Annotated in this window: 16 protein-coding genes and 1 pseudogene; 9 read left to right on the forward strand and 8 right to left on the reverse strand. The window is 72.8% G+C overall.

What is annotated here, in order from left to right; all coding sequences use genetic code 11:
* Nucleotides 1-28: 28 nt before the first annotated feature.
* From OF819_RS05625 to OF819_RS05635, 3 genes are all read left to right on the forward strand, one after another.
* Entirely contained in the window at nucleotides 29-1,147 is a 1,119-nt protein-coding gene (locus OF819_RS05625) for an effector-associated domain 2-containing protein (protein WP_267242223.1), read from the forward strand.
* A gap of 196 nt (nucleotides 1,148-1,343) precedes the next feature.
* Complete coding sequence (locus OF819_RS05630) at nucleotides 1,344-1,481, forward strand: hypothetical protein (RefSeq protein ID WP_267242224.1); 138 nt, start codon at nucleotides 1,344-1,346, stop codon at nucleotides 1,479-1,481.
* Nucleotides 1,469-3,394, forward strand: a complete 1,926-nt coding sequence (locus OF819_RS05635) for an aKG-HExxH-type peptide beta-hydroxylase (RefSeq protein WP_267242225.1) — start codon at nucleotides 1,469-1,471, stop codon at nucleotides 3,392-3,394. Before OF819_RS05630 ends, OF819_RS05635 begins: the two co-directional genes overlap by 13 nt.
* Before the next feature lie 197 nt (nucleotides 3,395-3,591).
* On the opposite strand, the gene fxsT is transcribed toward OF819_RS05635, so the two are convergent.
* The 7 genes from fxsT to OF819_RS05670 all read right to left on the reverse strand — a co-directional run bounded on the left by fxsT (nucleotide 3,592) and on the right by OF819_RS05670 (nucleotide 14,556).
* Entirely contained in the window at nucleotides 3,592-8,244 is a 4,653-nt protein-coding gene (fxsT, locus tag OF819_RS05640) for an FxSxx-COOH system tetratricopeptide repeat protein (protein ID WP_416370475.1), read from the reverse strand.
* Nucleotides 8,241-9,314, reverse strand: a complete 1,074-nt coding sequence (locus tag OF819_RS05645; RefSeq protein ID WP_267242227.1) for an AAA family ATPase — start codon at nucleotides 9,312-9,314, stop codon at nucleotides 8,241-8,243. Before OF819_RS05645 ends, fxsT begins: the two co-directional genes overlap by 4 nt.
* The gene (locus OF819_RS05650; protein WP_267242228.1) at nucleotides 9,311-11,008 is read right to left on the reverse strand and encodes an effector-associated domain 2-containing protein; all 1,698 of its coding nucleotides are present in this window, start codon (nucleotides 11,006-11,008) and stop codon (nucleotides 9,311-9,313) included. Before OF819_RS05650 ends, OF819_RS05645 begins: the two co-directional genes overlap by 4 nt.
* Nucleotides 11,009-11,181: 173 nt before the next feature.
* Complete coding sequence (gene msrB, locus OF819_RS05655; protein WP_267242229.1) at nucleotides 11,182-11,589, reverse strand: peptide-methionine (R)-S-oxide reductase MsrB; 408 nt, start codon at nucleotides 11,587-11,589, stop codon at nucleotides 11,182-11,184.
* 23 nt (nucleotides 11,590-11,612) lie between these two features.
* Nucleotides 11,613-13,022, reverse strand: a complete 1,410-nt coding sequence (gene murC, locus OF819_RS05660; RefSeq protein ID WP_267242230.1) for a UDP-N-acetylmuramate--L-alanine ligase — start codon at nucleotides 13,020-13,022, stop codon at nucleotides 11,613-11,615.
* Nucleotides 13,023-13,088: 66 nt separating this feature from the next.
* Entirely contained in the window at nucleotides 13,089-13,544 is a 456-nt protein-coding gene (locus OF819_RS05665; RefSeq protein WP_267242231.1) for an indole-3-glycerol phosphate synthase, read from the reverse strand.
* Between the two features lie 121 nt (nucleotides 13,545-13,665).
* A complete protein-coding gene (locus OF819_RS05670) occupies nucleotides 13,666-14,556 on the reverse strand; it encodes a pyrimidine reductase family protein (RefSeq protein WP_267242232.1) in 891 nt (296 codons plus the stop codon).
* Nucleotides 14,557-14,624: 68 nt separating this feature from the next.
* Between OF819_RS05670 and zapE the strand changes: the two genes are divergently transcribed.
* Nucleotides 14,625-15,692 carry a cell division protein ZapE gene (gene zapE / locus OF819_RS05675; protein ID WP_267242233.1) on the forward strand — a complete coding sequence of 356 codons (1,068 nt, stop codon included), beginning with the start codon at nucleotides 14,625-14,627 and terminating at the stop codon, nucleotides 15,690-15,692.
* A 40-nt stretch (nucleotides 15,693-15,732) separates the two neighbouring features.
* Nucleotides 15,733-16,158, forward strand: coding sequence for an OsmC family protein (locus OF819_RS05680; protein WP_267242234.1), 426 nt, complete (start codon nucleotides 15,733-15,735; stop codon nucleotides 16,156-16,158).
* A 67-nt stretch (nucleotides 16,159-16,225) separates the two neighbouring features.
* Here OF819_RS05680 and OF819_RS05685 read toward each other — a convergent pair whose 3' ends face one another.
* Complete coding sequence (locus OF819_RS05685) at nucleotides 16,226-17,758, reverse strand: glycosyltransferase family 39 protein (protein ID WP_267242235.1); 1,533 nt, start codon at nucleotides 17,756-17,758, stop codon at nucleotides 16,226-16,228.
* A gap of 131 nt (nucleotides 17,759-17,889) precedes the next feature.
* On the opposite strand from OF819_RS05685, the gene OF819_RS05690 reads away from it, so the two are divergent.
* The 4 genes and pseudogenes from OF819_RS05690 to OF819_RS29215 all read left to right on the forward strand — a co-directional run.
* Nucleotides 17,890-18,759 (forward strand): polysaccharide deacetylase family protein, encoded by an 870-nt coding sequence (locus OF819_RS05690; protein WP_267242236.1) that lies wholly within the window; start codon nucleotides 17,890-17,892, stop codon nucleotides 18,757-18,759.
* 53 nt (nucleotides 18,760-18,812) lie between these two features.
* A complete protein-coding gene (locus OF819_RS05695; protein WP_267242237.1) occupies nucleotides 18,813-19,553 on the forward strand; it encodes a peptidyl-tRNA hydrolase in 741 nt (246 codons plus the stop codon).
* A 174-nt stretch (nucleotides 19,554-19,727) separates the two neighbouring features.
* Nucleotides 19,728-20,522: a DUF4142 domain-containing protein gene (locus tag OF819_RS05700; protein ID WP_267242325.1), complete on the forward strand. Its 795-nt coding sequence runs from the start codon at nucleotides 19,728-19,730 to the stop codon at nucleotides 20,520-20,522.
* Nucleotides 20,523-20,655: 133 nt separating this feature from the next.
* Nucleotides 20,656-21,468 (forward strand): annotated as a pseudogene (locus OF819_RS29215) (DUF692 domain-containing protein); the annotation flags it as partial.
* Nucleotides 21,469-21,929 lie beyond the last annotated feature (461 nt).

Here is a 21,929-nt window from a genome sequence, read left to right on the forward strand (position 1 = left end):
TGCGGGTCCGTCGAGAACACTCGTCGTCATGGATGTGGCGGGCGGGAAAGGTCCGGCGGACCGACAGCCGACGGGAGCGCCAGGGGCGACGGGGGCCGCGGCGCTGATCGCCGGTGTGGAGTCGTACGCGGCGGGCCCCTCTTGGGACCTCGACGGGCCGGTCCGCGACGCGCTGGCGTACCGTGACTGGCTGCTCAGCTGCCTGGGGATGGCTCCGCAGGCGGTGACGCTGCTGCTGTCGCCGCTGCCGGGCAGTCTCCGGCTCGTCGAGGACGCGGGCGCCGTCTGGCGCCGCGCCGACCAGGAGTGCGTGCGGCATGCGGTGTTCCAGGAGCTGGCGGCCGAGAGCAGCGAGTGGCTGTTCGTGGCCTGGTCCGGCCGTGGGCTGGTGGACCGGGACGGACGCAGACGGCTGTTGTGCGCCGACGCGACGGAGCACGCTCCGCGCTGTCTGGATCTGGAGGCGGCGCTGGCGGCCTTCCGTCCCGATGCGGCGCCGGAGCATCCGCGGCAGCTGTGGCTGGTGGACGTCCACGGACAGTCCCCCGGGGGCGTCCCGCGGCCCGGCCCGGCGCATTGCGGCCGGCCGCACGCCACCCGCGGCCAGCAGGTGCTCTTCGCCATCAGCCCCGGCGGCCAGCGCCGCCCCGGAGGCCTCGGAGGCCCCCGCGGCCCCGGCGGAACGACCGCCGGCCGTTTCGGCGCGGAGGCACAACGGCTGCTGCGCGCCCACCCCGAGTGGCGGTACGACTCCCGGCAGCTCGCCGACGCGCTGCGCGAGCGCTTCGCCTCCGCCATGACGGCGAGCGCGGACGTGGCCGCTCCGGCCCGGGCTTCGGCGCGCCCCCGCCTCACTCTGGACGACCGGCGCAGGCTGTACGAGGCGCTGGCGGCCGTTCCCGTGATGCAGGATCCCGGGCTGCGGGCCGCGGTCATCGATCAGCTGCCGCCGGAGATCGCGTCGAGCGTGCCCCGCTCCCCTGTGATGCGCGTCGAGATCCTGGAGCTGATCGGGACCTGCGCAGCCTTCGAACACGGACTGCGGCATCTGTGGGAGGCGGTGTCGCTGCTCGACGCGGGGTCGCTCGCGCTGGCGGACCTGGAGCGTACGCTGCGCGGCACCCCGGAGTGGTGCGCTCCGGACTGACGGACCCGGTCCGCCCGCGGCCGCCGAACCGCCTACATCGGCCAACGTCACGGCCAGGGTGGCTGGTTGGGGATGTTTCCGCGGCTGTGGGGTTGGGCCATGATGTAAGAGCGGGTCGAACACAGCTCGGATTTTCGGGGAGGTCTGCCCAAGGATGGAGACTCCGGAAAGTGCCATCAGGTCGGTCCTGCCTGACTTGACGGACGCCTCCCTCGACCAGCTGCGCGCACAGCGCAGCGCCTGCCGGGAGAAGGCCAAGCGGCAGCTGCTCAAGGCCCTGGGCGGACCGACGACCGCGGCCACCGGCACAGGCAATCCGAGTTGGACGGTCTGACGCCGCGGGCTGCTGACCGGCCGCCGGACGGCGAGCGCCGACACAGCCTGACCACCCGGCAGTTCGAGAGCCTGGCACGGGGCGAGGGAGAATTCGAGGCACTGATCGCCCTCGCAGACGCGGAGACCAGCCGACGGCTGCTCATGCTCGATCTGCTCATGGATTTCCTGGTCGTCCGGCCGGCGGCCACCGGCCCGCTCCCGGCTGCCCAGCGGGCCTGGGAGCTGCTCGCATCCGCCCAGCGCGATGCCCCCGAGACCGTCCGCGAGCTCATCGGTCTGCCGGAGACCGGGCTCTGGCTCGGCCGGCTGCTGCGCCGGCTGCATCTCCCCCGCGAGGACGAGCGGCTGCCGCTGTGGGCCGATGTCGGCCGGCTGCACGCGCTCGCCGCCGCGGCAGCGGCACGCGCGGGCCTGGAGTTCTCTCTTCCGCTTCCCTCCCGCACCGGACGCGTCGAGCTGCCAGGACTGGGTCAGGCCAGGCTGGCCGACCGTACCCCCTGGGGCGTCGCGGTGCTGACGGCCCAGGACGACGCCGTGACACTGCGCACCCCCTCATCGGTGCTCCGGCTGCCCCGGCCGCTGTCCCACAGCGCACCGGGCTGGCGTCCCCTGCACAGCTTCCAGGCCGCCAGGGACCGGGACGGACATCCGCTGCGGATCATCCTGGACGACATCGGCGGACAGCGCATCGCGCCCCCTCCCATCGGCGCGGCCCGGCCGCTCTCCGCGGCCGCGGCGCGGCGCTGGACGGCACTGCTGCGGGACGCCTGCGCGCTCCTCGCCGAGACGGATCCCCCGTCCGCCGCCGCGGCTCATGTCCTGCTGCGCACCGTACAGCCGATGAACGCCCATGAGCCGTTCCGCGTCCGCAGCGTCACCAGTGCCGACGCGGTCGGCGGCTGTGCTCTCTCCTGGCCCGGTTCTGCGCTGTCCTGCGCCGCGACGCTGGCGCACGAGCTCCAGCACAGCAAGCTCAGCGCCCTCGGGCACCTTGCGCCCCTGTACGAGGCAGCGGACCCCACGGACCGGGAACGTCTCTATTACGCGCCCTGGCGTGACGATCCGCGGCCGCTGTCCGGCATGCTCCAGGGCGTTTACGCCTTCGCCGGAGTCGCCCGGTTCTGGCGGGCCCAGACGCTGCGGCAGGACACGGACTGCGAGGGCCTCGCCTGGTTCGAATCCGAGCTGTGGCGGCGTCAGCTGCGCCATGTGCTGCCCGCGGTGGCCGGGGATCCGGCGCTGACCGATGTGGGGCGGCGGCTGCTGGCGCGGCTGCGCGCCGCCGTGGACGGCGCACGCGCCGACGGGCCGCGGTCGCCGACGGCGTGCCGGGCCGCCGGTCTGGCCCGGTCGCTTGCCCGGGACCACCGGGCTCTGTGGCGACTGCACCATGTCCGTCCGCGACCCGATGACATAGAGCGGCTGGCCGCCTTGTGGCGGCGCGCCCCGGACGCGGCCCCGACGCTGCCGGCCGCCCGTCTGGACACGGCGCCGGACCGCAGGGAACGGCACCTCGACGCGCGGGCCGTGCTCGCGCGTTTTGCGCTGACCACCCCGACGGCCCTGCACCGGATCGCCGACAGCGGCCTGGACCACGTCCCGGGGGTCAGCGGCGCGAGCCGCGCCGACGTGCTGTGGGCGAGCGGCCGCGCGCCTGAGGCGGTACTCGCCTGCACCGCCGCGCTCGCCGATCCGCACCGGGCCAAGGGCGAGGGGGCCCCGTCCGCATGGGCCGGGCTCGCGCTGGCCCTGGCGGACTGCGGCCGGTCCCCCGAGGCCGTCCGCGGGCTGTGGACCGTGCCGGAGCTGATCAGCGCGGTCCATCTGACCGTGGCGGAGCAGACCGGGGCGCCGCCCGATCCGGTGGCCCTGGCCGGGTGGCTGGGCCGCGGGCTCGACCGGCGCGTCTGATCCGCCCGCCGGCGGACCGGGCCATCCGGGGCTTCCGCCGGGCGCAGGCCGATGACCGGACGCACGCCTATGACCGGACGCACGCCCATGACGTCGGCGAGGCGGGACCGGTGGCCGCGCCTGTGCTCAGCCACCGGACTTAAGGTGTACGGCGGCCAAGCGCGGGCCGCCCGCCGCCCACGCGGCAATGGCCGCCGCTACAGCGGCATCGGGTCGATGTCGCAGTTCGCCCGCCGCCAGGCCAGCGCGTCCGCGCACGCGGGATGGTCCTCGCCCAGCTTCTCCGTGATCGCCGCGACCGCCGCCGCATGCACCGACTCCGCCTCCTGCGTACGCCCCACGGCCCGCAGGTCCAGGGCGAGGTTGGCGCGCAGCACCAGGGCGGTCGGATGGGCGGCGCCCAGGTGTTCCTCGACCAGGGCGAGCGTCTGCTCGTCCAGTTCCAGGGCCGCGGCCGAGTCGCCCTGGGCGAACAGGTCGTTCGCCAGGTTGATCGAGCAGACCAGCGTGGAGGGATGCGTCGCGCCGAGCTTCTCCTTCAGCCGGGCGAGCGCCGACTCATTGAGCTTGCGCGCCGCGTCCACCCGGTCGAGGAGCCGCAGCGTCACGGCCAGATTGACGTCGGCGGACGCCGTGTGCGGATGGTCCGGACCCAGTGTCTCCGCGTACAGGTCCCTGGTGCGCTCGCCCAGTTGTGCCGCCTGCTGGAGTTCGCCGTTCTGCCGCAGGTCGATGGAGAGGTTGAGGGAGATCTGCAGAATGTCGGGGGCCCGCTCGCCGTAGCGGTCGGTGAGCGCGGCCCGCGCCACCCGGGTGTTCTCCAGCGCCTCCGCGTGCCGGCCCGCCCTGCGCTGGGCGACGCCCAGCCTGGCGATGGCGCGCAGCGTCATCGGGTGGGCCTCGCCGTACACCTCCCGGGACTTCTCCACGCCCTCGTCGCACATCATCACGGCCTGCGTGTACTCGCCGAGCTCCTGGCGGTCCAGGGCGACGGATGCCTCCGAGGCGAGCGTGGTGGGGTTGTCCGCGCCGAATGTCTGCACCTTGGAGCGCCAGCAGGCCTCGTCCAGCGCCAGCGCCCGCTGGAAGTCGCCGTTGACGCGCAGGCAGACGGCCAGATTGGCGGCGTGCTGGAGGGTGTCGGGGTCGTCGTCGCCGAAGGCCCGCACCGACCGCTCATAGACCTCCTCGTCGAATTCCAGCGCTCCCCGGAAGTCACCGCTCACTCTGCGGTCGCTGGAGACCTGGCCCTTGACCCGCAGATACTCCTCCTCCATGTCCTGGCCTGCCGCCTCCAGCGTGCTGAGCATGCGCTCGCCCAGCTCCGCCGCCTCCGTGTAGGCGCCCATCCGCCACAGGACGAAGCGCAGATGCCTGCCGAGGACGATCGTCTGCGGGTCGCCCTCGCCGAAGGCGTCGCGCCACACGGCGTAGACCTGGCGGGCGAAGTCGAGCGCCGCCTCGTGGTCGCCCCAGTAGAAGAGATACTCGGCGACGTTGTAGACCATCTGCCGTACGTTGCGGTGCTCGGAGTGCATCGCCCGGGACACGATGACATGCGGGTACAGCTCGCCGAAGCGTGCCCAGTTCTGCGGATCCCGCGGGTCGCTGGGCGCGTTCGCCGCCAGCATCAGATGCGCGCCGCGGCGGAACCGGTCCCGCTGCTCCTCCGTCATACGGGCGGAGAGCACCGCCTGCACCAGCCGGTGCATCTGAATGGAGTTCGTCCGGTGGTCGATCTTCGCCAGCGAATACCGGCTGATTTCCCGGATGGCCCTGCTGAGCCGGATCGGGTCGGTGAAGATCCGGTCCAGTTCCGGTGCGATGGGCTCCGGGAGGGCATTGGAGAAGAACTGCCGGGAGATTGGCTCCGGAGCGAAATAGGAGCACAGCTGGAGGAGTTGCAGAGCCCCCGGATTCTTCGTCTCGACATGGTCGAGGGAGACATTCCAGGCGGTGGCGACCGTTTCTTCGTACTGGGTCGGAGGTGACACCGCCATGAGTTCGGCGCGCTTTTCTTCAAACACCCTCAAGTATTCGGCAGCGGGCATGCCGGTCTCGGCACGCCACGCCGAGGCCTGCTCCACCGCGAGCGGCAGGTCGCCGAGGACCTCGGCGAGCATGTCGGCGTCGTCATCGGTGAGATCGGGGTTGCGCCGGCGCAGCAGCTGAATGCTCTCGCTGCGGTCGAACACATCGACCTCAAGAGGATGCGCCAGGGTGTTCCACTGGGGATTGCGCGAGGTCACGATGACCGAACCGGTCGGCCCGCCCTCGGGTGCACTGGGGAAGTACTCTTGCACTGCGTTCGGACTTTCCGCGTTGTCGAAGACCAGCAGCCAATTGCTGTAGGGCACCCCGGTGCGCAGCGCCTCCAGAACGGCCGGCACCGCGGTGATGGCTTCCGAACTGACCGGCAGGTGCATCCTGCGGGCCAGTTCCACGAATGCCTGCTGGATCTGTGTGGGACGCTCAGCCGGAATCCACCACACCAGGTCATACTCAGCAGCATGCCGGTAGACGAACTCCAGGGCCAGCTGAGACTTGCCGACGCCGCCCATGCCGTGCAGGGCATGGGGCAGTACGGCGGTGGGCCCGGAGCGCAGGCCGCGCTCCAGGGCCACCAGAAGGTCCGCCCGGCCGGTGAAGACGAGGTTGCGCGGCGGCATATTGCCCCAGATGGCCGGAGTCGCCGGACGCGGTCCGCCGGCGGTCAGACTTTGCTGATGCTCGCGTTCGGACGCGACGGGGCCCGTGCTCACTGGTGTCTCTCCTTCTCCTGCTCCTGGACAAGCGGGTCCTGTTCCCGGACCGGCTGGGGTGGTTCCGGCTAGGGCAGCCGATGGCAGCCCTCCGGCGAACGAGTGATGAAGCGTCGAGGAATCGTGGTGTTCGGGTGAAAGTCGCGGTGGCAGGGGGGAGTCCGGAAGCACGAAAGGGGGCGCGGGCTGCTGCCCACGCCCCTTGCCGCGCCCCTGCTCGCTCCGTACGCTCTCCTCTGCCGTCCGGGCCACCAGGGCGTCGAGTTGCCTTGCGCGGTGCATATGCGGGCCGCTCAGGGCATGCAGGACGATGCGCTCGACCTCGCGGAAGGCAGCGTCCCCGCCCCGCACATCCGCCGTCCCGCCCGCCTCGCCCGTCACGCCTGGCCCGACCGTCCCAGCCGTCACGCCCGCCTCGCCCGTAACGCCTGCCTCGCCGTCCAGATACGACAGCAGGTCGCGCGCCGCCGCGTTCCGCGGAGCCAGATACTCCGCCGCCCGCCGCAGCGCACGCTCCGTCGCGTCCCTGCTCCCGTGCGCCAGCAGTTCCTCGCGCACCCCTTCGTCGAAGAGAAACGAGCCGGTCGCGTCGCCGCAGTCGGGCAGCGGCTTCACCAGGCCGCTGATGAGGAACTCGGCCAGATGGACCGGGTGGGAACGCGGCATGGTGCGCCGCTGGATCTCGGTCATCGTCGGCAGATCGAGCTGCACGGCGGCCATCCGGGTGGCCAGGGCGAACGCCTCGGGGGAGGCCCAGCCGCGAAAGCGGGCCACCCGCTCGACGGCCGACTGGCCGACGGCCGCCGGCTGGCGGCCGGCCGGCTGCCCGGGCCGGGCCCGCGGATCGACCAGCACGGCGGCCAGCTCGACGCTGCGCGGCCCGCTCGCCCCCACGAAGCGGGCCCAGGGGCCCAGCCATTCGGGCCTCAGCTCCAGCACCGGAACCGGCACAGGCGCCGCCCGCCCCCGTGACAGCCGGGAGCGCAGCAGCTCAGAAAGCGCCTCGGCCGGCTCCCACAGGGTCCTGGCGTGCGGGGCCCAGGGACCCGCCGCGCGCAGCCGGACCAGGGACGGGAGCAGCCCAGTGCGGGGCCACAGCCGCTGGGGCAGCAGCTGCAGCACGGCCACCGGCTGCCGCCTCGCCCACCGGGCGAGCAGCCGCTGCGCCGCGCCCGACCGCCAGGCCGGGGCGGCCCCGTCGGTCAGCACGAACACGATGCGCCTGCCCGTCGGGTCGGCCAGGCCGCGGGCCGACTGCGCCGGCGCACCCGTGCGGCGGCGGCCGGCCGAGACCGCTGCGGCCCCCGGCGACTCGGCGTCCAGGGTCAGCACGGTCACATTGCGGAAGGCGCCGAAGCGTTCGGCGACCTCGTGGAAGCGGTCCACCGCGGCCCGCCATACGGCCATGTGCGGTGCGCCGTCGACCACGAGCGCGGCCTCCCAGCGCCGCTCCCTGAAAGGCCGCAGCACAGGCGGCAGATGGGGAGCGGCGGCGATGCGCTCGGCGGTGGCGTCCTCGTCGATCTCGGCAGCGTACGGGGAAGGCGTCCGGCTGCGCAGCGGACGCAGCGCACGCCCCAGCTCCCGCAGGCCCGCGGGCGAGGACGCCCGGCGGCACTCGGGCGCCGCTGCCCGCAGCGAAAGGACGGGCACGGCCTCTGCTGCGTCCCCGGACGCCGTATCCGCCCCTTCCGGCCCGGCGGTCAGGGCCGCGTCGGGCTCCCCGGCCGCCTGGGGAGTGTCCTGCGCCGGGGGCGGCTCGGCGAGCGGCGCGTCGCCCCCCGGATGCGGAGGGTCCGTTTCCGCGCGGGCGGGCGGCGGGCTCTCCTGTCCCTGCCCCTCCTGCCCCGGCTCCCGCTCCTGCGGAGGCGCGGCGTCCGGCGCGCCTCCGTCGCCGCCCTGCGGGGCGCCCCGCTGCGCCGTCGCCCCCGTCAGCCAGGGATGCTCGCTCGCCACCCACAGAGCGTCGGCCGCTTCCCAGGAGCAGAGCCCGGTGGGAGGCAGCCGTGAGCCTGTGGGCGGCGGCTGCGGTCCGTCACGGCCGCGCGCCGTCCTTGCGCCGGCTGCGTCTGGGGGCTGCCCGGTCACACCGGCTCCGCCCCGCCACCGCCGAGAGGGTGCCAGATTGCCCTGAGGAGCTCCTCCCATTCGCCGCCCCCTTCCCCTGCGGCGTGCCCGGAGCCGTCTTCGGAGGCGGGCGGTCCGTACCGTCCTGAGGTGACCAGATGGGCCGCGTTCAGCAGCTGGTCGGCGGCGAGCCCGCCGGTCTGCTCGCTGCGCCGCAGGAAGTCCTGGATGAGCTTCTCCTGCAGTTCGCCCAGCTGTCCGCCGAAGTGCGCGCTGACGAGTTCGCCCAGGGCCGCCGCGTCCGGGTCGGGGATGTCCAGGAGGAGGCAGCGGCGCATAAAGGCTTCCGGGAACTCCCGCTCGCCGTTGGACGTCATCACGATGACGGGGAAGGTGTGAGCGCGCACCACGCCGTTCACCACCTCGGCAGTTCCGCCGGGATCGTCGGTGTGGACGACGACGGCGGACTCCTGCTGCTTCACCCGCACGAGGGGAGGGATCTCGTACCGGGCGTCTTCAAAGAGCGTCAGAAGGTCATGGGGGAGATCGACGTCGCACTTGTCGATTTCGTCGATGAGCAGCACCCGGGGCAGCCGGTACGGCAGCAGCGCCGTGCCCAGCGGGCCGAGTTGCACATAGTGCCCGATCCCGGCGGGTCCCGCGGCGCCGTCCGGCTCGGCCCTCGCCTGGGCGCGGCCGATGGCGTCGTACTCGAAGAGCCCGGAGGCCAGCATGGTGCGGCTGGTCACCGGCCAGTGCAGCACGCGTCCCAGGCGCAGTTCGCGGGCGATGCGATAGGCGAGTCCGGACTTGCCGACTCCGGGGCGGCCCGTGACCAGAAGCGGCCTGCGCAGCAGCAGTGACGCGTTGACGAGGCGGACCTCTTCGGGGCGCGGGCGGCGTAAGGACCCCGGCGGCCCGAGCCTGCGGTCGGCGTCCTCGTCTTCGGGCGGCGGGGGCATGACCGGAGGGGCTGTGAAGGTACGCCAGGGAGGCCCCGGGGGCCAGCTGCGGTCCTCGTAGGCGGTCTCCGGCTGCTGCTCCCCGGTGCCTTTGTAGAGCGGGCCTCCGTTCTCAAGTGATGCGTTCACTCGGTCCCCCCTACAAAGGCGGCGGGAGCGCTCGGCCCCCCGTCGAGAAGATGCTCAGGATCGTCCCAGATCATGCCTAGTGAGCGGATGGCGTCCGGGTCGTGTGCGGAGGGCCGGCCGGCCGCAGCGTCCGCCTTCCACTGTTGCGCGCGTTCGGGCAGGCTGACCAGCCCCTCGTCGGCCAAGGTCTCCCGCACGGCCGCGCGGCAGACGTCCGCCACGCCCTCCTCCCGGTGGTAGATCACCACGGGAACCCCCAGATCCAGCGCCAGGCCCAGTTCCTTCATCCCCAACTGCCCGTGTTTCTTGGGCGGTTGGCACAGCATCATGCCGATCACATCGTCGTCGCTTCCGATGGCCGCATCCAGCCGGGCCAGGTGGAGCTCATCGCTCCGCCGGTCGGCGTCGGACCGGGCGCACAGATGCACGGACCGCTCCCCTTCCCCCATGGCCTGCTTCCAGCGCGCCCAGCGTGCGCGCCACGCGCGGTGGAACTCCCTCCTTTGCACCCTCTCCAGACTGTGCAGGGTCACCCGGTAGGCGCTGAGCAGCGGATTCCGGTACCCCCTCCCGGGGTGCCGGTTCCACCACTCGACCGGCTCGTTGAGCAGTTCCGCGGGAAGGAAGAAGTCGAGCGCCACCAGCTCGGACCGAGTGTGCCACAGTGCAGCCATGCGTAAGAGCAACTGAGAGACGGCTTCTGGAAGTTGACTGAGCGTCATCGACTCCTGGGGTTCCGCGTCCGCTTCCCGGTGCAGGGTGTCGGAGTCGGTGTACTTCACACTGGCGGAGACGTGATAGCGCGCGGCCCGGGCGGTCTGGCCGCGGGCGGCGGAGTGCCGGGGGGTGCGGTCGGGGACGATCTTGATGTAGAGGTGGATGACGGGGCGCTCCACGGCGTTCCCCGCCGCCTCCCCGGCACGCCAGGAGGCGGCGTCCAGGCCGTTGCCCTCCAGACCGCCGCCGCCCGCAGTCCCCGGAGGCGCGCCCCAGCCGCCCTCGGCGCCGGGTGCGGCCGCCGGGCCGCCCGGGCGCCCGCCCGTTCTGCGTAAGCGGGCCAGTTCGGCGCGGAGGGCGCGGAGCCCGCCGGGCCCGTCCAGCACATCCCAGACCCGTGCCCAGTAGTCGTTCCACTCCTTGATCTCACCGATCCCGGAGGCCAGTTCGGGGCAGTACGACAGATGCTCCAGCAGCACCATGCCCGGCAGCAGCCCGCCCGGTGTGCCGTTGCGGTCGGCGAGGTGGGTGAACGCCTGCCAGGGCGTCCCGCAGTACGCCGGGAGCACCGCGCGCCCTCCCGTGGCCCTGGAGACCAGCGGGGCGAGCCCGGAGACGCCCGGCTGCAGGGCCCGGCGCAGGGGCTCCCAGTCGCGCCCCGGATACGTCAGGCGGGCCCGCCACTCGTCGAGCAGCGGCGACAGCGAGGCTCTGAGGGCGGGCGCGACCAGATGCGTCGCCCGCACCAGTTCCTCCAGCGCGCCTTCCCGCTTGGCGCAGGCCTGCACGATGCTCAGGAACTCCTGGCGCGGCACGGTGTAGGTGTCCTGGGGCAGTCCGTCGATCGCCTCGTGGACGATCTGCCGCCACAGCTGGCGTCCGCTGTCCCGGAGCAGCCCGCCGGCCGGCTCCTCAAGCACCCGTACGAACTCCGCGATGACGGCCAGCTGCACCGCGTCGAATCTCTCCGTGGCCACGCGCGCCCCCTCGCACCGCGGTCCGGTCGCGCGATCCGCACCGGATCCCCGTATCGGCGAAGACCTCAGCGTAGGCGCGTTGTCTGCCGGTTCAACATACCCGCGCTCCGGCGGCCCTCACCAGGGCGGGACATGATCGGGCGGGCTGTCGCCTCCGCGGCAGGCGCGGGACGTCACCCCTCGTCGGGGGTGAGCCGCAGGGAGACGGAGTTGATGCAGTACCGCTGGTCGGTGGGGGTCGGGTAGCCCTCGCCCTCGAAGACATGGCCCAGGTGGGAGCCGCAGCGGGCGCAGCGCACCTCGGTGCGGACCATGCCGTGGGAGCGGTCTTCGAGGAGTTCGACCGCGTCCGAGTCCTTGGGGTCGTAGAAGGACGGCCAGCCGCAGTGGGACTCGAACTTGGCGTCCGAGCGGAACAGCTCGGCGCCGCAGGCGCGGCAGGAGTAGACGCCCGCGGTCTTGGTGTCCGTGTACTCGCCTGTGAAGGCGGGCTCGGTGCCTGCCTGGCGCAGCACCTGGTACTCGGCGGGGGTGAGCTCCTCGCGCCACTGGTCGTCGGGCTTCTCGACCTCGTACGGCATCGTGCGCTCCTCAGTTCGACAGATCAGTTCGACAGACGGGCCAGGATGGCCGGGCCGAGGTCCGTGACGTCGCCCGCCCCCATGGTGAGAACAAGATCGCCGGGCCGGGTCATTCCCGCCACGGCCTCGGCCACGGCGGCCTTGTCGGGGCAGGCGGCGGCCTCGGCCCCGGCCGCGCGGGCGGCGTCGATGATCAGTTCGCTGGTGACGCCGGGGATCGGGTCCTCCCGGGCGGGATAGATGTCCAGGACCAGTGAGGAGTCGGCCAGCGCGAGCGCCTGGCCCATTTCCGCCCCCAGTTCCCGGGTGCGGGAGAACAGATGCGGCTGGAAGACGACGAGCAGCCGGGAGCCGGCGGCCGCGGAGCGCATGGCTTCCAGGTCCGCGGTCATCTCGGTGGGGTGGTGGGCGTAGGAGTCGATGACCTGGACGCCCGCGGCCTCGCCCTTGAGCTGGAGGCGGCGCTTGACGCCGGTGTACGCGCCGAGCGCGGCGGCCAGTTCGGGCGCGGGGACGCCGAGGGCGACGCCGGCGGCGAGCGCGGCGACGGCGTTGTGGGCGTAGTGGCGGCCCGGTACGGAGACGGTGAAGGTCAGCGGCCGGCCGTCGAGAAGGACGGTGACCTCGCTGGTCAGCCCCCGCGGGGTGACCGTGTCGATGCGCACGTCGGCCGCGGCGGACTCGCCGTAGGTGACGACCTTCGGCGCAAAGGGCCCGCGGCGCACCCGGGCGGTCAGCTCGGCCGCGCCGGGCTGGTCCGCGGAGATCACCAGCGTGCCACCGGGCACGATCTTGCCGGTGAAGGTCTCGAAGGACTCGTAGATCTCGTCCATCGAGGCGTAGTTGGCGTGGTGGTCCAGTTCGACGTTGAGGACGATGGCGACCTCGGGGTCGTACTTCTGGAAGCTGCGGTCGCTCTCGTCTGCCTCGGCGACGAAGATCTCGCCCGCGCCGTGGCGGGCATTGGTGCCGGGGCCGTCGAGGTCGCCGCCGATGGCGTACGACGGGTCGAGGCCCAGCTCGGTCAGGGCGACCGCCAGCATGGACGTGGTCGTGGTCTTGCCGTGGGTGCCGGCCACGGCGATGGAGCGCAGCCCGGTCATCAGCCCCGCGAGGGCGTCGGAGCGGTGGACGACCGGGACGGACAGCTCCGCGGCGCGCACCAGCTCGGGGTTGTCCGGGCGGATGGCGCTGGAGACGACGACGCAGCTGGCGTCGGCGGCCAGATGTCCGGCCGCGTGTCCGATGTGCACGGTCGCGCCCAGCGCGCGCAGGGCGTCGGCCGCGGCGGACTCCTTGGCGTCGCTGCCCGCGACCTTCGCGCCCCGCTGGGCGAGGATCTTTGCGATGCCCGACATTCCGGCGCCGCCGATGCCGATGAAGTGCGGGCGCTCCATGGCGCTGGGTACGGCGCTGGGAACGGCGGATGCCATGCGTGTGTCTCCCCTGGGGCTGGTGCGTGCGGACGGCGGACGGCGAGGGTCCTTGAGGGCCCCAGCCTATTCGCTGTGCGCGAAGAGCTTGAGCACCGGGACGCCGACCTTGTGACGGGCGCGCGAGGCCCAGTCCCGGTGGAAGAACTCCTCCACGTAGTGCGGGGCGGTCAGCACGATCACCTCGTCCGCGCGGGACTCGTCGACGACGGCCTTCAGCTTGTCCATCGGGTGGTCCTCGATGACATGCCCGACGGCCTCGCTGCCCGCGGCGCGCAGGGCGGCGAGCGAGTGCTCCAGAGCGAGCTCGGCGGGCCTCTCGGGCCGCTCGCCCTCGTGCACGGCCTCCTTCAGCTCGCCGAGCGCCACATCGTCGATGGCGCGCAGCAGTACGTCGGCCTGATCTCCGCGCGGCTGCATCAGCACGATGAAGGAGACCTTTTCGTCTCCGTGCAGGGTGGTGACGAATTCCACGTCTTCGGATGTCAGGGGCTTCTCGATCATCAGTACGCTTTTGAACACGTCAGGAGCCCTTCTGCGGAAACCATCCTTCCCCGTGCCCGCACGGGTCTGCGCCCACGGGGTCTGCGTGAGGTAAGTGTGCCCGGCCGGAGCTAACCGGAACGGCTAATTCCGCTGATTGTCAAATGCGACGGTAGCGGGTGAAAAGGAACCCCGCCTCCTCCAGCACCGACGCCAGCGCGAAACGCTCCGGCACCGCCAGCGAAGGACCGCCCGCGATCCGCTGGGCGTCACCGGCCGTGAGCATCGGGGACACGGTCAGACACAGCTCGTCCAGCACCCCCGCCGCGATGAACTGCCCCAGCAGCCTCGGACCGCCCTCGGTGAGCAGCCGCACCAGAGAGCGCTCGGCCAGAGCGGACACCACCCGTGCGGGGTCTGCCCCCGGCCCGTCCCCGGCGATCACCGTCTCCACGCCCGCGTCCCGTGCCGCGCGCAGCCGGTCCCGGGGGGCGGCCGCACCGGTCAGCACCAGCGTCGGCGTCTTGGGCTCGGTGAACAGCGGCAGCGAGAAATCCAGGTCCAGGGAGGCGCTGACCACGGCGATCGCGGGCGCGGGGGCCTGACCGGCGGCGGCCCGGCGCTCCGCGAAGGCGTCCCGCGCCCGTGCGGGCCGGTAGCCCTCCTGACGTACCGTTTCCGCGCCCACCACGATCACATCCGCGAGCCCCCGGAGCGTGCCGAAGATCCGCATGTCGGCGGCGGAGGAGATCGGCTGGGAGCGGCCGTCATGCTGGGCGGCGCCGTCCAGGGAGGAGACCATGTTGGCCCGCAGCCAGACCCGCGGGGGCGCGGGCCGCGCGGCCGGGCCCGGCGCATGGGGGTCCGCGGCGGCGCCTCCGCGGACCGCCTCCTCCCCCACCCTGGGGTACGCATAGGCGTCGGCCAGCTCGTCGAGGGACCACTCGCGGTCCACGACGACCGGCCGTCCGGCTGCGCGGTCGGCAGCCGGAGCTGCCGGGGCGGCTGCCGTGTCAGCTGTCTGGTCGGTCACAGGGAACAGGCGTCGCATCCGTGCAGTCTGGCACGGCGCATAGAGTGAGAAGTGTGCCGACGACACCCACGAGCCCCACGAGTCCCATGAGTGACACCGTGCGTGAAGCCACGCCGCTGTCCCTGTGCGCCCGCGAGCCCTTCGTCCCCGCCGACCGGCTGGTGGCCGAGATGGTTCCGCCGCCGCGCTTCGACTCGGTCCGCTTCGACACCTACGTCCCCGACCCGGCCCAGCCCAGCCAGGCCGAGGCGGTCTGTGTGCTCAGCGGCTTCGCGGGGGGCCTGGGCGGGGCGCACGCGAGCGGCGCGGGCCGGCGGCGCTGGTTCGCACGCAAGCCCGCGGCCCCGGCCGCACCCCGCGGGGTGTATCTGGACGGCGGCTACGGCGTCGGCAAGACTCATCTGCTGGCCTCCCTGTGGCACGCCACCCCCGCGGCGCCCTCCCTCAAGGCCTTCGGCACCTTCGTGGAGCTGACCAATCTGGTGGGCGCACTGGGCTTCCAGGAGACCGTGCGCACGCTGAGCGGGCACCGGCTGCTGTGCATCGACGAATTCGAACTCGACGATCCGGGCGACACGGTCCTGGTCTCCACGCTGCTGGGCAAGCTGGTCGAGGCGGGCGTCGCGCTCGCCGCCACCTCCAACACGCTGCCGGGCAAGCTCGGCGAGGGCCGGTTCGCCGCCGCCGACTTCCTCCGCGAGATCCAGGGGCTCTCCGCGCACTTCCGGCCGCTGCGCATCGACGGCGAGGACTACCGGCACCGCGGGCTGCCCGAGGCCCCGGCCCCGTACTCCGACGAGGTCGTCGCCAAGACCGCGTACGCCGCCGACGGCGCCTCCCTCGACGACTTCCCGCAGCTGCTGGAGCATCTGGCGAAGGTGCATCCGAGCCGGTACGGGGCGCTCACGGAGGGCGTGCGCGCCGTATGCCTCACCGACGTGCGGCCGGTTCCCGATCAGTCGACCGCGCTGCGCCTGGTGGTGCTGGCCGACCGGCTGTACGACCGCGAGGTGCCGGTGCTGGCCTCCGGGCTGCCCTTCGACCGGCTGTTCAGCGAAGAGATGCTGAACGGCGGGTACCGCAAGAAGTACTTCAGGGCCATCTCCCGCCTCACCGCGCTGGCGCGTGACGCAAAGAGCCTCGTGGACCAGTAAGTTCGGTGCGTAACACCTTTCCGTCAGAAGGGAACGCATCATGGCCACCACCCGCCACGCGCACACGGTCTGGGAAGGCAGCCTCCTGGAGGGTTCGGGCACCGTCAGCCTGGACTATTCCAAGCTCGGGGAGTACGCCGTCTCCTGGCCGGCGCGTGCCGAGGACGCCCCCGGCAAGACCAGCCCCGAAGAGCTGATCGCCGCCGCGCACTCCAGCTGCTACTCCATGGCGCTCTCGAACGTCCTGACCAAGGCCGGCCATGCGCCGACCCGGCTGAACACCAAGGCCGAGGTGACCTTCCAGCCCGGCGCCGGCATCACCGGCGTGCACCTCACGGTCGAGGGCGAGGTGCCCGGCATCGACGAGGCGGACTTCGTCAAGGCGGCCGAGGACGCGAAGGTGAACTGCCCGGTGAGCAAGGCCCTCACGGGCACGACGATCACGCTGGCCGCATCCCTCGCCTGAGCCGTGCGGACTCAGCCGCAGCCCGCGGACCGGACGTCCGCGGGCTGCGCTGCCGCAAGCGCCTGCTTCAGGACCGCGGCCCGCACGCTCCGGGCCGGGCGTAGAGCGTGACCTGTGCGCCCTTCACCCGCGTGCGCGCGCACGGTACGAAGTGGTGGCGCAGGACTTCGCGCTTGGTCAGCTCCTGTCCGGCCGCGTCTTCGGGCTGGTCCGGCGGGTCGCTGAGCACGACGATGCGCGTCGCGGCGAGCATGCGCCGCCGTATCTCCGCCGCTGGATGCTCCTCGCCCTGCAGCGTTCCCGACTCGGCGGGGTCTCGTTTCAGGGCGAGATCGACCAGGCCGTCGTACTCCTGGGCATAGGAGAGCCGCCACTCCCGCCGGCGAGCCGGGGTGAAGACGACCGCGTCCCCCTGGCCGGATACGCGTTCGACCGCTTCGGCGATGGCGGTCAGATCGTCCTTGCGGCTGTCGGGTGTGCGCAGCTGCAGCGTGACCGGGAGGAGCGCCAGGACCACCCCGCCGATCAGCACCGGGAGCGCGACGCGACGATGCGCGCGGGTGCGCAGAGGGAGCGGCGCGGAGCCCTTGGCGAGGACCGCGTCCGCCGCCGTTCCCACGAGCAGGGCGAGGCCGATGTTGACATAGAGGACGTAACGGTCCACGTACATGGGTTCGTACAGGGACGCGAGGAGGAGTGCCGCCGTGGGGGCGAGCGCCAGGGGCAGGGCGAGGCGGCACAGCAGCGGCCGGTGCGGCGGAGCCGACGCCCGGCCCGCCGACAGCCAGCGCGCGCACAGCAGCGCCAGGAGGGCGACGGCCGAGATCTCCAGCCACTCCCCCGGCTTCGGGCTGCCGATCCAGGAGACCTGGGCCGACTGCCCCATGCTGAACACGGCCAGGGGCGCCGCTCCGGCTGCCACCGTGCCCGCCGCCGCAGCCCACGCCCGCCGGACGTGGCGCGGCACACTCGGATGCAGAACCGCCGCCGCATGCCCCAGGAGCGCGAGCACCGCGAACTCATGGAGCCAGCAGGCGAGCAGCACGGCTGCGCTGTAGACCGCCCACAGGAGCCGGGACGCGCCGGTGAGAGCCCTGACGAGCACATAGGTGGCGAAGGCGACAAGCGCGCAGACCAGAGCGTACGAACGCCCTTCCTGTGCGTACATCTGCACCTCGGGCAGCACACAGAAGACGACGCCGCTGAGCAGCCCCGCCCGGACGCCGGCCAGCCGGCATGCGATGAGGCCGACGCAGCCGGCGCTGACGGCTGCGGCGAGGACCGACGGAAGTCTCAGCGTCAGCAGGCCGCCGTCCCAGACGCCGAACAGCCCGTGCATGAGGAGGTAGTAGAGGCCGTGCACCGCGTCGGCGCTGCCCAGCAGCCTGCCGATGTCGAAGACGCCGCGATGGGCGACCTGATATGTGACGGACTCATCACGCCACATCGTGCCGTGGCGGGTGACGCCCCACAGGCCCAGAGCCAGGGCGAGCAGGAGCGGAATCAGAAACGAGACGAGCCGCCCGCGGACGGGGGCCGGCCGCACCTCGGCCGGGCTCTGCTGTCGGACGTCGATGGTCTCCTCCGCGGCCGCATCCACGAAGAAATCACATTACTTCACCGCCGGTTGGCCGCGGAGGGACGGCCACTCAGGGGAACTGCCGGCCCCGAGGGTGCGCTGGCCCCTCGCATCAGCCGACTGTCAGATAATTTTCGCCAGTGACCCATTCCATGCGAAAGCTCACGCCCCTCGCCGCTCTCGCTGCTCTCGGCGTTGTGCTGACCGGCTGCGGGGGCGGGCCCACGCCGCCGGATTCCGCCCGGGCGTCCGCTGTTGCTCCCGCCACGGGGGCCACGGGAGTCACAGGGCCGTCCGCCGGCGCGACGCCGACGCCCCCCGTACCCACCCTCGCGCCGGGACCCGGTGGGCTCACCGCGGTCTTCGAGCGGGGAACCGCGGCGGCGGGAAAGGTCGTGGCGCTGACCTTCGACGCCGATATGACCGCCGGCCAGGGGCCGCGGGCAGCGCGCGGGGAGCGGTTCGACAATCCGGGGCTCATCGAAGCGCTGCGGACGCTGAAAGTGCCCTCCACAGTCTTTATGACGGGGCGATGGGCCGAGGAGTATCCGGACCAGGCGCGGGCGATCGGCGGCGATCCGCTCTTCGAGGTCGGCAACCACTCCTACAGCCACTACGCCTTCGCCTCCCCCTGCTACAGCCTGCCGCCGGTCGGCGAGGGCAGGATGCTCCAGGACGTGCAGCGGGCGTTCGCCGTCTTCGAGAAGGTCGGGGTGCGCCATACCGCGCCCTACTTCCGGTTCCCCGGAGGCTGCTACGACGACACGGCGCTGCGGGCGCTCGCGCCCGCGAAGGTGACGGCGGTGCAGTGGGACGTCGTCAGCGGCGACGCGTTCGCCGCTGACGCGGACGCGGTGGCCGCTCAGGTGCTGGCCGGGGTGCGGCCGGGCTCGCTGGTGGTGCTGCACTGCACCCGCAGCGCCGCGCCCGTCACCGAGGAGGCGGTACGCCGCATCGTCCCGGAGCTGCGCGCACGCGGCTACCGCTTTGTGAAGGTCTCCGAGCTGATGCGGGCCCGCTGACCGGGCCCGGGCCTGCCCCCTCGGGGCTGTGTCGCCGCTGGCAGACTGGGCGTGTGAGCAGCGAAGAGTCCCGTACCGAGAACCCCGGCAGTCCGTTCCGGCAGGAGCCGACCGCCCGCGATCTTGCCCCACAGTTCGTGCTGCCGATGGTCGTGCGCATCGAGAAGGCCGCGCCTCCGGCCCGTACCGACGCGCTGGAGACGGCCGCCCGCGCCGTGCTGCACATCCTGGCCGATGAACGCTCGGCGGGCGACGGCCCATGGGCACAGGCCATGCACGACTGGCAGGACGGCCGCATCCGCAAGGTGGTGCGGCGGGCGCGCGGCGCGGAGTGGCGCAAGGCGTCGGCGCTGGACGGCATCACGGTCACCGGGGAGACGGCCGAGGTGCGGGTCTTCCCGCCGGTGCCGCTGGACGGCTGGCCCAAGGAGCTGGCCAAGCTCCAGGTCTCCGGCACCGAGCTGGACGACCCCGAGCCGCCCGCCGCGCCCGGCCCCGCGGACCCGGTGCTGTGGCTGAGCCCCGAGCTGGAGATGTCGGCGGGCAAGGCCATGGCGCAGGCCGGGCACGGGGCGCAGATCGCCTGGCTGGAGCTGCCGGAGGCGGAGCGCAAGATCTGGCGCGAGAACGCCTTCCGGCTGTCGGTGCGTACGGCCGGACCCGAGCGGTGGCGTGCGCTGACGGCCGGCGGGCGGCTGCCGGTGGTGCGGGACGCCGGATACACGGAGATCGCGCCCGGCAGCTGCACGGTCGTCGCGGACCATCCCGCGCTGGGCGGGCGACGGCACGGCTGAACGCCCCGCCGCCCGAACCCCCGCACCTCGAATGTCTGCCCGCCGGAACGGCCGGCCGCTGAACGCCCGGCCGTTTCATTGCGTACCTCTCATTGCCGTCGAGCGGCTTGAGTCCGCCCGCCGGTCGGCTGTTGGTTGCCAGGTAACGCATCGGCTATGGAGGCAGGCACATTGTTGCGGCGCATCAACGGGACGGCACTGATCATCGGGGCGCTCGTCGCCACGGTAGGGGCGCTGGCATTCCCAGTGTGGTCGTACGCCGACCGCTCCGGCACCGGGCAGGACCATCTCAACGCCTCGTCCGTCGCCACCCAGTGGGGGCCGCTCTCGGCGACGGACCGCGACTTCCTTGTGAAGGTGCGGCTCGCCGGGCTGTGGGAGCTGCCGGCCGGGCAGCAGGCGATGGAGCGCGCCCCGAGCCAGGCGATCCGGGACGCGGGGGACCATCTGGTCGTCGGCCACACCGATCTGGACAAGCGGGCGCGCGACGTCGCGGCGAAGCTCGGGGTCGAACTGCCGAACCAGCCCACCGAGCAGCAGCAGGGCTGGCTGCGGGAGCTGTCGGCGGCGCAGGGCGTCGAGTACGAGCGGAAGTTCGCGCAGATCCTGCGGGAGGCGCACGGGAAGGTGTTCGGGCTGATCGCCAAGGTGCGCCACACCACGCGGAACTCGCTGATCCGGCAGCTGGCGTCGGATGCGAACCAGACCGTGCTGGACCACATCACGATGCTGGAGCAGACCGGGCGCGTGGACTTCGACGAGATCGCCAACGAGGAGGCCAGGGCGTCGACGGCCAGCCCCACCGGACCGCCGCCGCCGAACGGCAACCTGCCGCCCGCCCCCAACCCGGCGACCCCGGGGCCCGGCCAGACCTTCACCTCGCGGCCCTCAACCCAGCCGGGCCCGCCGACGGCGATCAACACCAACCGCCCGCCGGTGGCCGGGGGCGGCGAGCCGGAAGCCCCGTAGGGCTCCCCGCAGGCTCCCCGTAAAGCTCAAATAAACCTCTGAACGTACCCTCGTTCGGGTTCAACACGGCCCGGCTGGGCGAAGACCCCTCAGGAACCGCCGACGGCAACTCCTGGCGGAGGAGGGGGACGAGATGGAGCTCGGGATCGGAATCGGCTGGCGGCCGGAGATCGCGGACACGGTGGAACGGCTGCCCGGCGTCGACTGGGTGGAGGTCGTCGCCGAGAACGTGTGCCCCGGCCATCTGCCCGGCTCGCTGTCCCGGCTGCGCGCCCGCGGCACCCGGATCGTGCCGCACGGCGTCTCGCTGGGGCTGGGCGGCGCGGACCGTCCCGACGAGCACCGGCTCACCGCGCTGGCGGAGCGTGCGGAGGCGCTCGGCGCGCCGCTGGTGACGGAGCACATCGCGTTCGTACGGGCCGGGGGCGCGCTCACCGCGACACCGGCGCTTGAGGCGGGCCATCTGCTGCCGGTGCCGCGCACCCGGGACGCGCTGAAGGTGCTGTGCGAGAACGTGCGGATCGCTCAGGACAGCCTGCCTGTGCCGCTGGCGCTGGAGAACATCGCGGCGCTGATCTCCTGGCCGGACGAGGAGCTGACCGAGGGGCAGTTCCTCGCCGAGCTGGTGGAGCGGACGGGGGTCCGGCTGCTGATCGACGTGGCCAATCTGCACACCAACCATGTGAACCTCGGCCAGGACCCCGTGCGGGAGCTGGAGCTGCTGCCGGTCGAGGCGATCGCGTATGTGCATGTCGCGGGCGGGGTGGAGCGCGACGGGGTGTGGCATGACACGCATGCCCATCCGGTGCCGCGCAAGGTGCTGGACATCCTCGCCGAACTCCGCTCCCGCACGGCCCCGCCCGGGGTGCTGCTGGAGCGCGACGACGCGTTTCCTCCGGAGGAGGAGCTCGCCGCGGAGCTGACGGCGATCCGCACCGCCCTAGCCCGCGGGGCGCGGGAAGCGCGGTCGCGTTCGGCGGATGCGGAGCCCGCGGGTGCCGTGGCCACGCCCGGTGCGGCCGCCCCGCACGACGAGTCGCCGACAGCGGCGGACCCGGGCGCCGTGGCGGCCCGGCGTCGGCCGCTCGGCGCGCGGGCGCGGCCCGCGCCCGCCGCGGAGCCTGGCCGGGCATCGGAGCAGGGGCCCGGCGGACCTGGCGGCGCCATGTACGCGCGGGCCGTGGACACCGGGCTTCCAGACACACCGGAACCGGCCGCCGACCGGCAGCCCTGCCATGCCACGAGCACGCGCGCCACCGACACAGAGCCCACGGGCACACCCGGACCGACCCACAACCAGCCCCACGGCACCACAGGCACACGAACCCCCGACACGGACCTCCCACACGCTCCGGAAGCAGCCGACCCGCAGCCCGCCGACGCCACGAGCACGCAGACCACCGACAC

This window comes from Streptomyces sp. PR69, from assembly GCF_026420845.1.
Classification (GTDB): Bacteria; Actinomycetota; Actinomycetes; order Streptomycetales; family Streptomycetaceae; genus Streptomyces.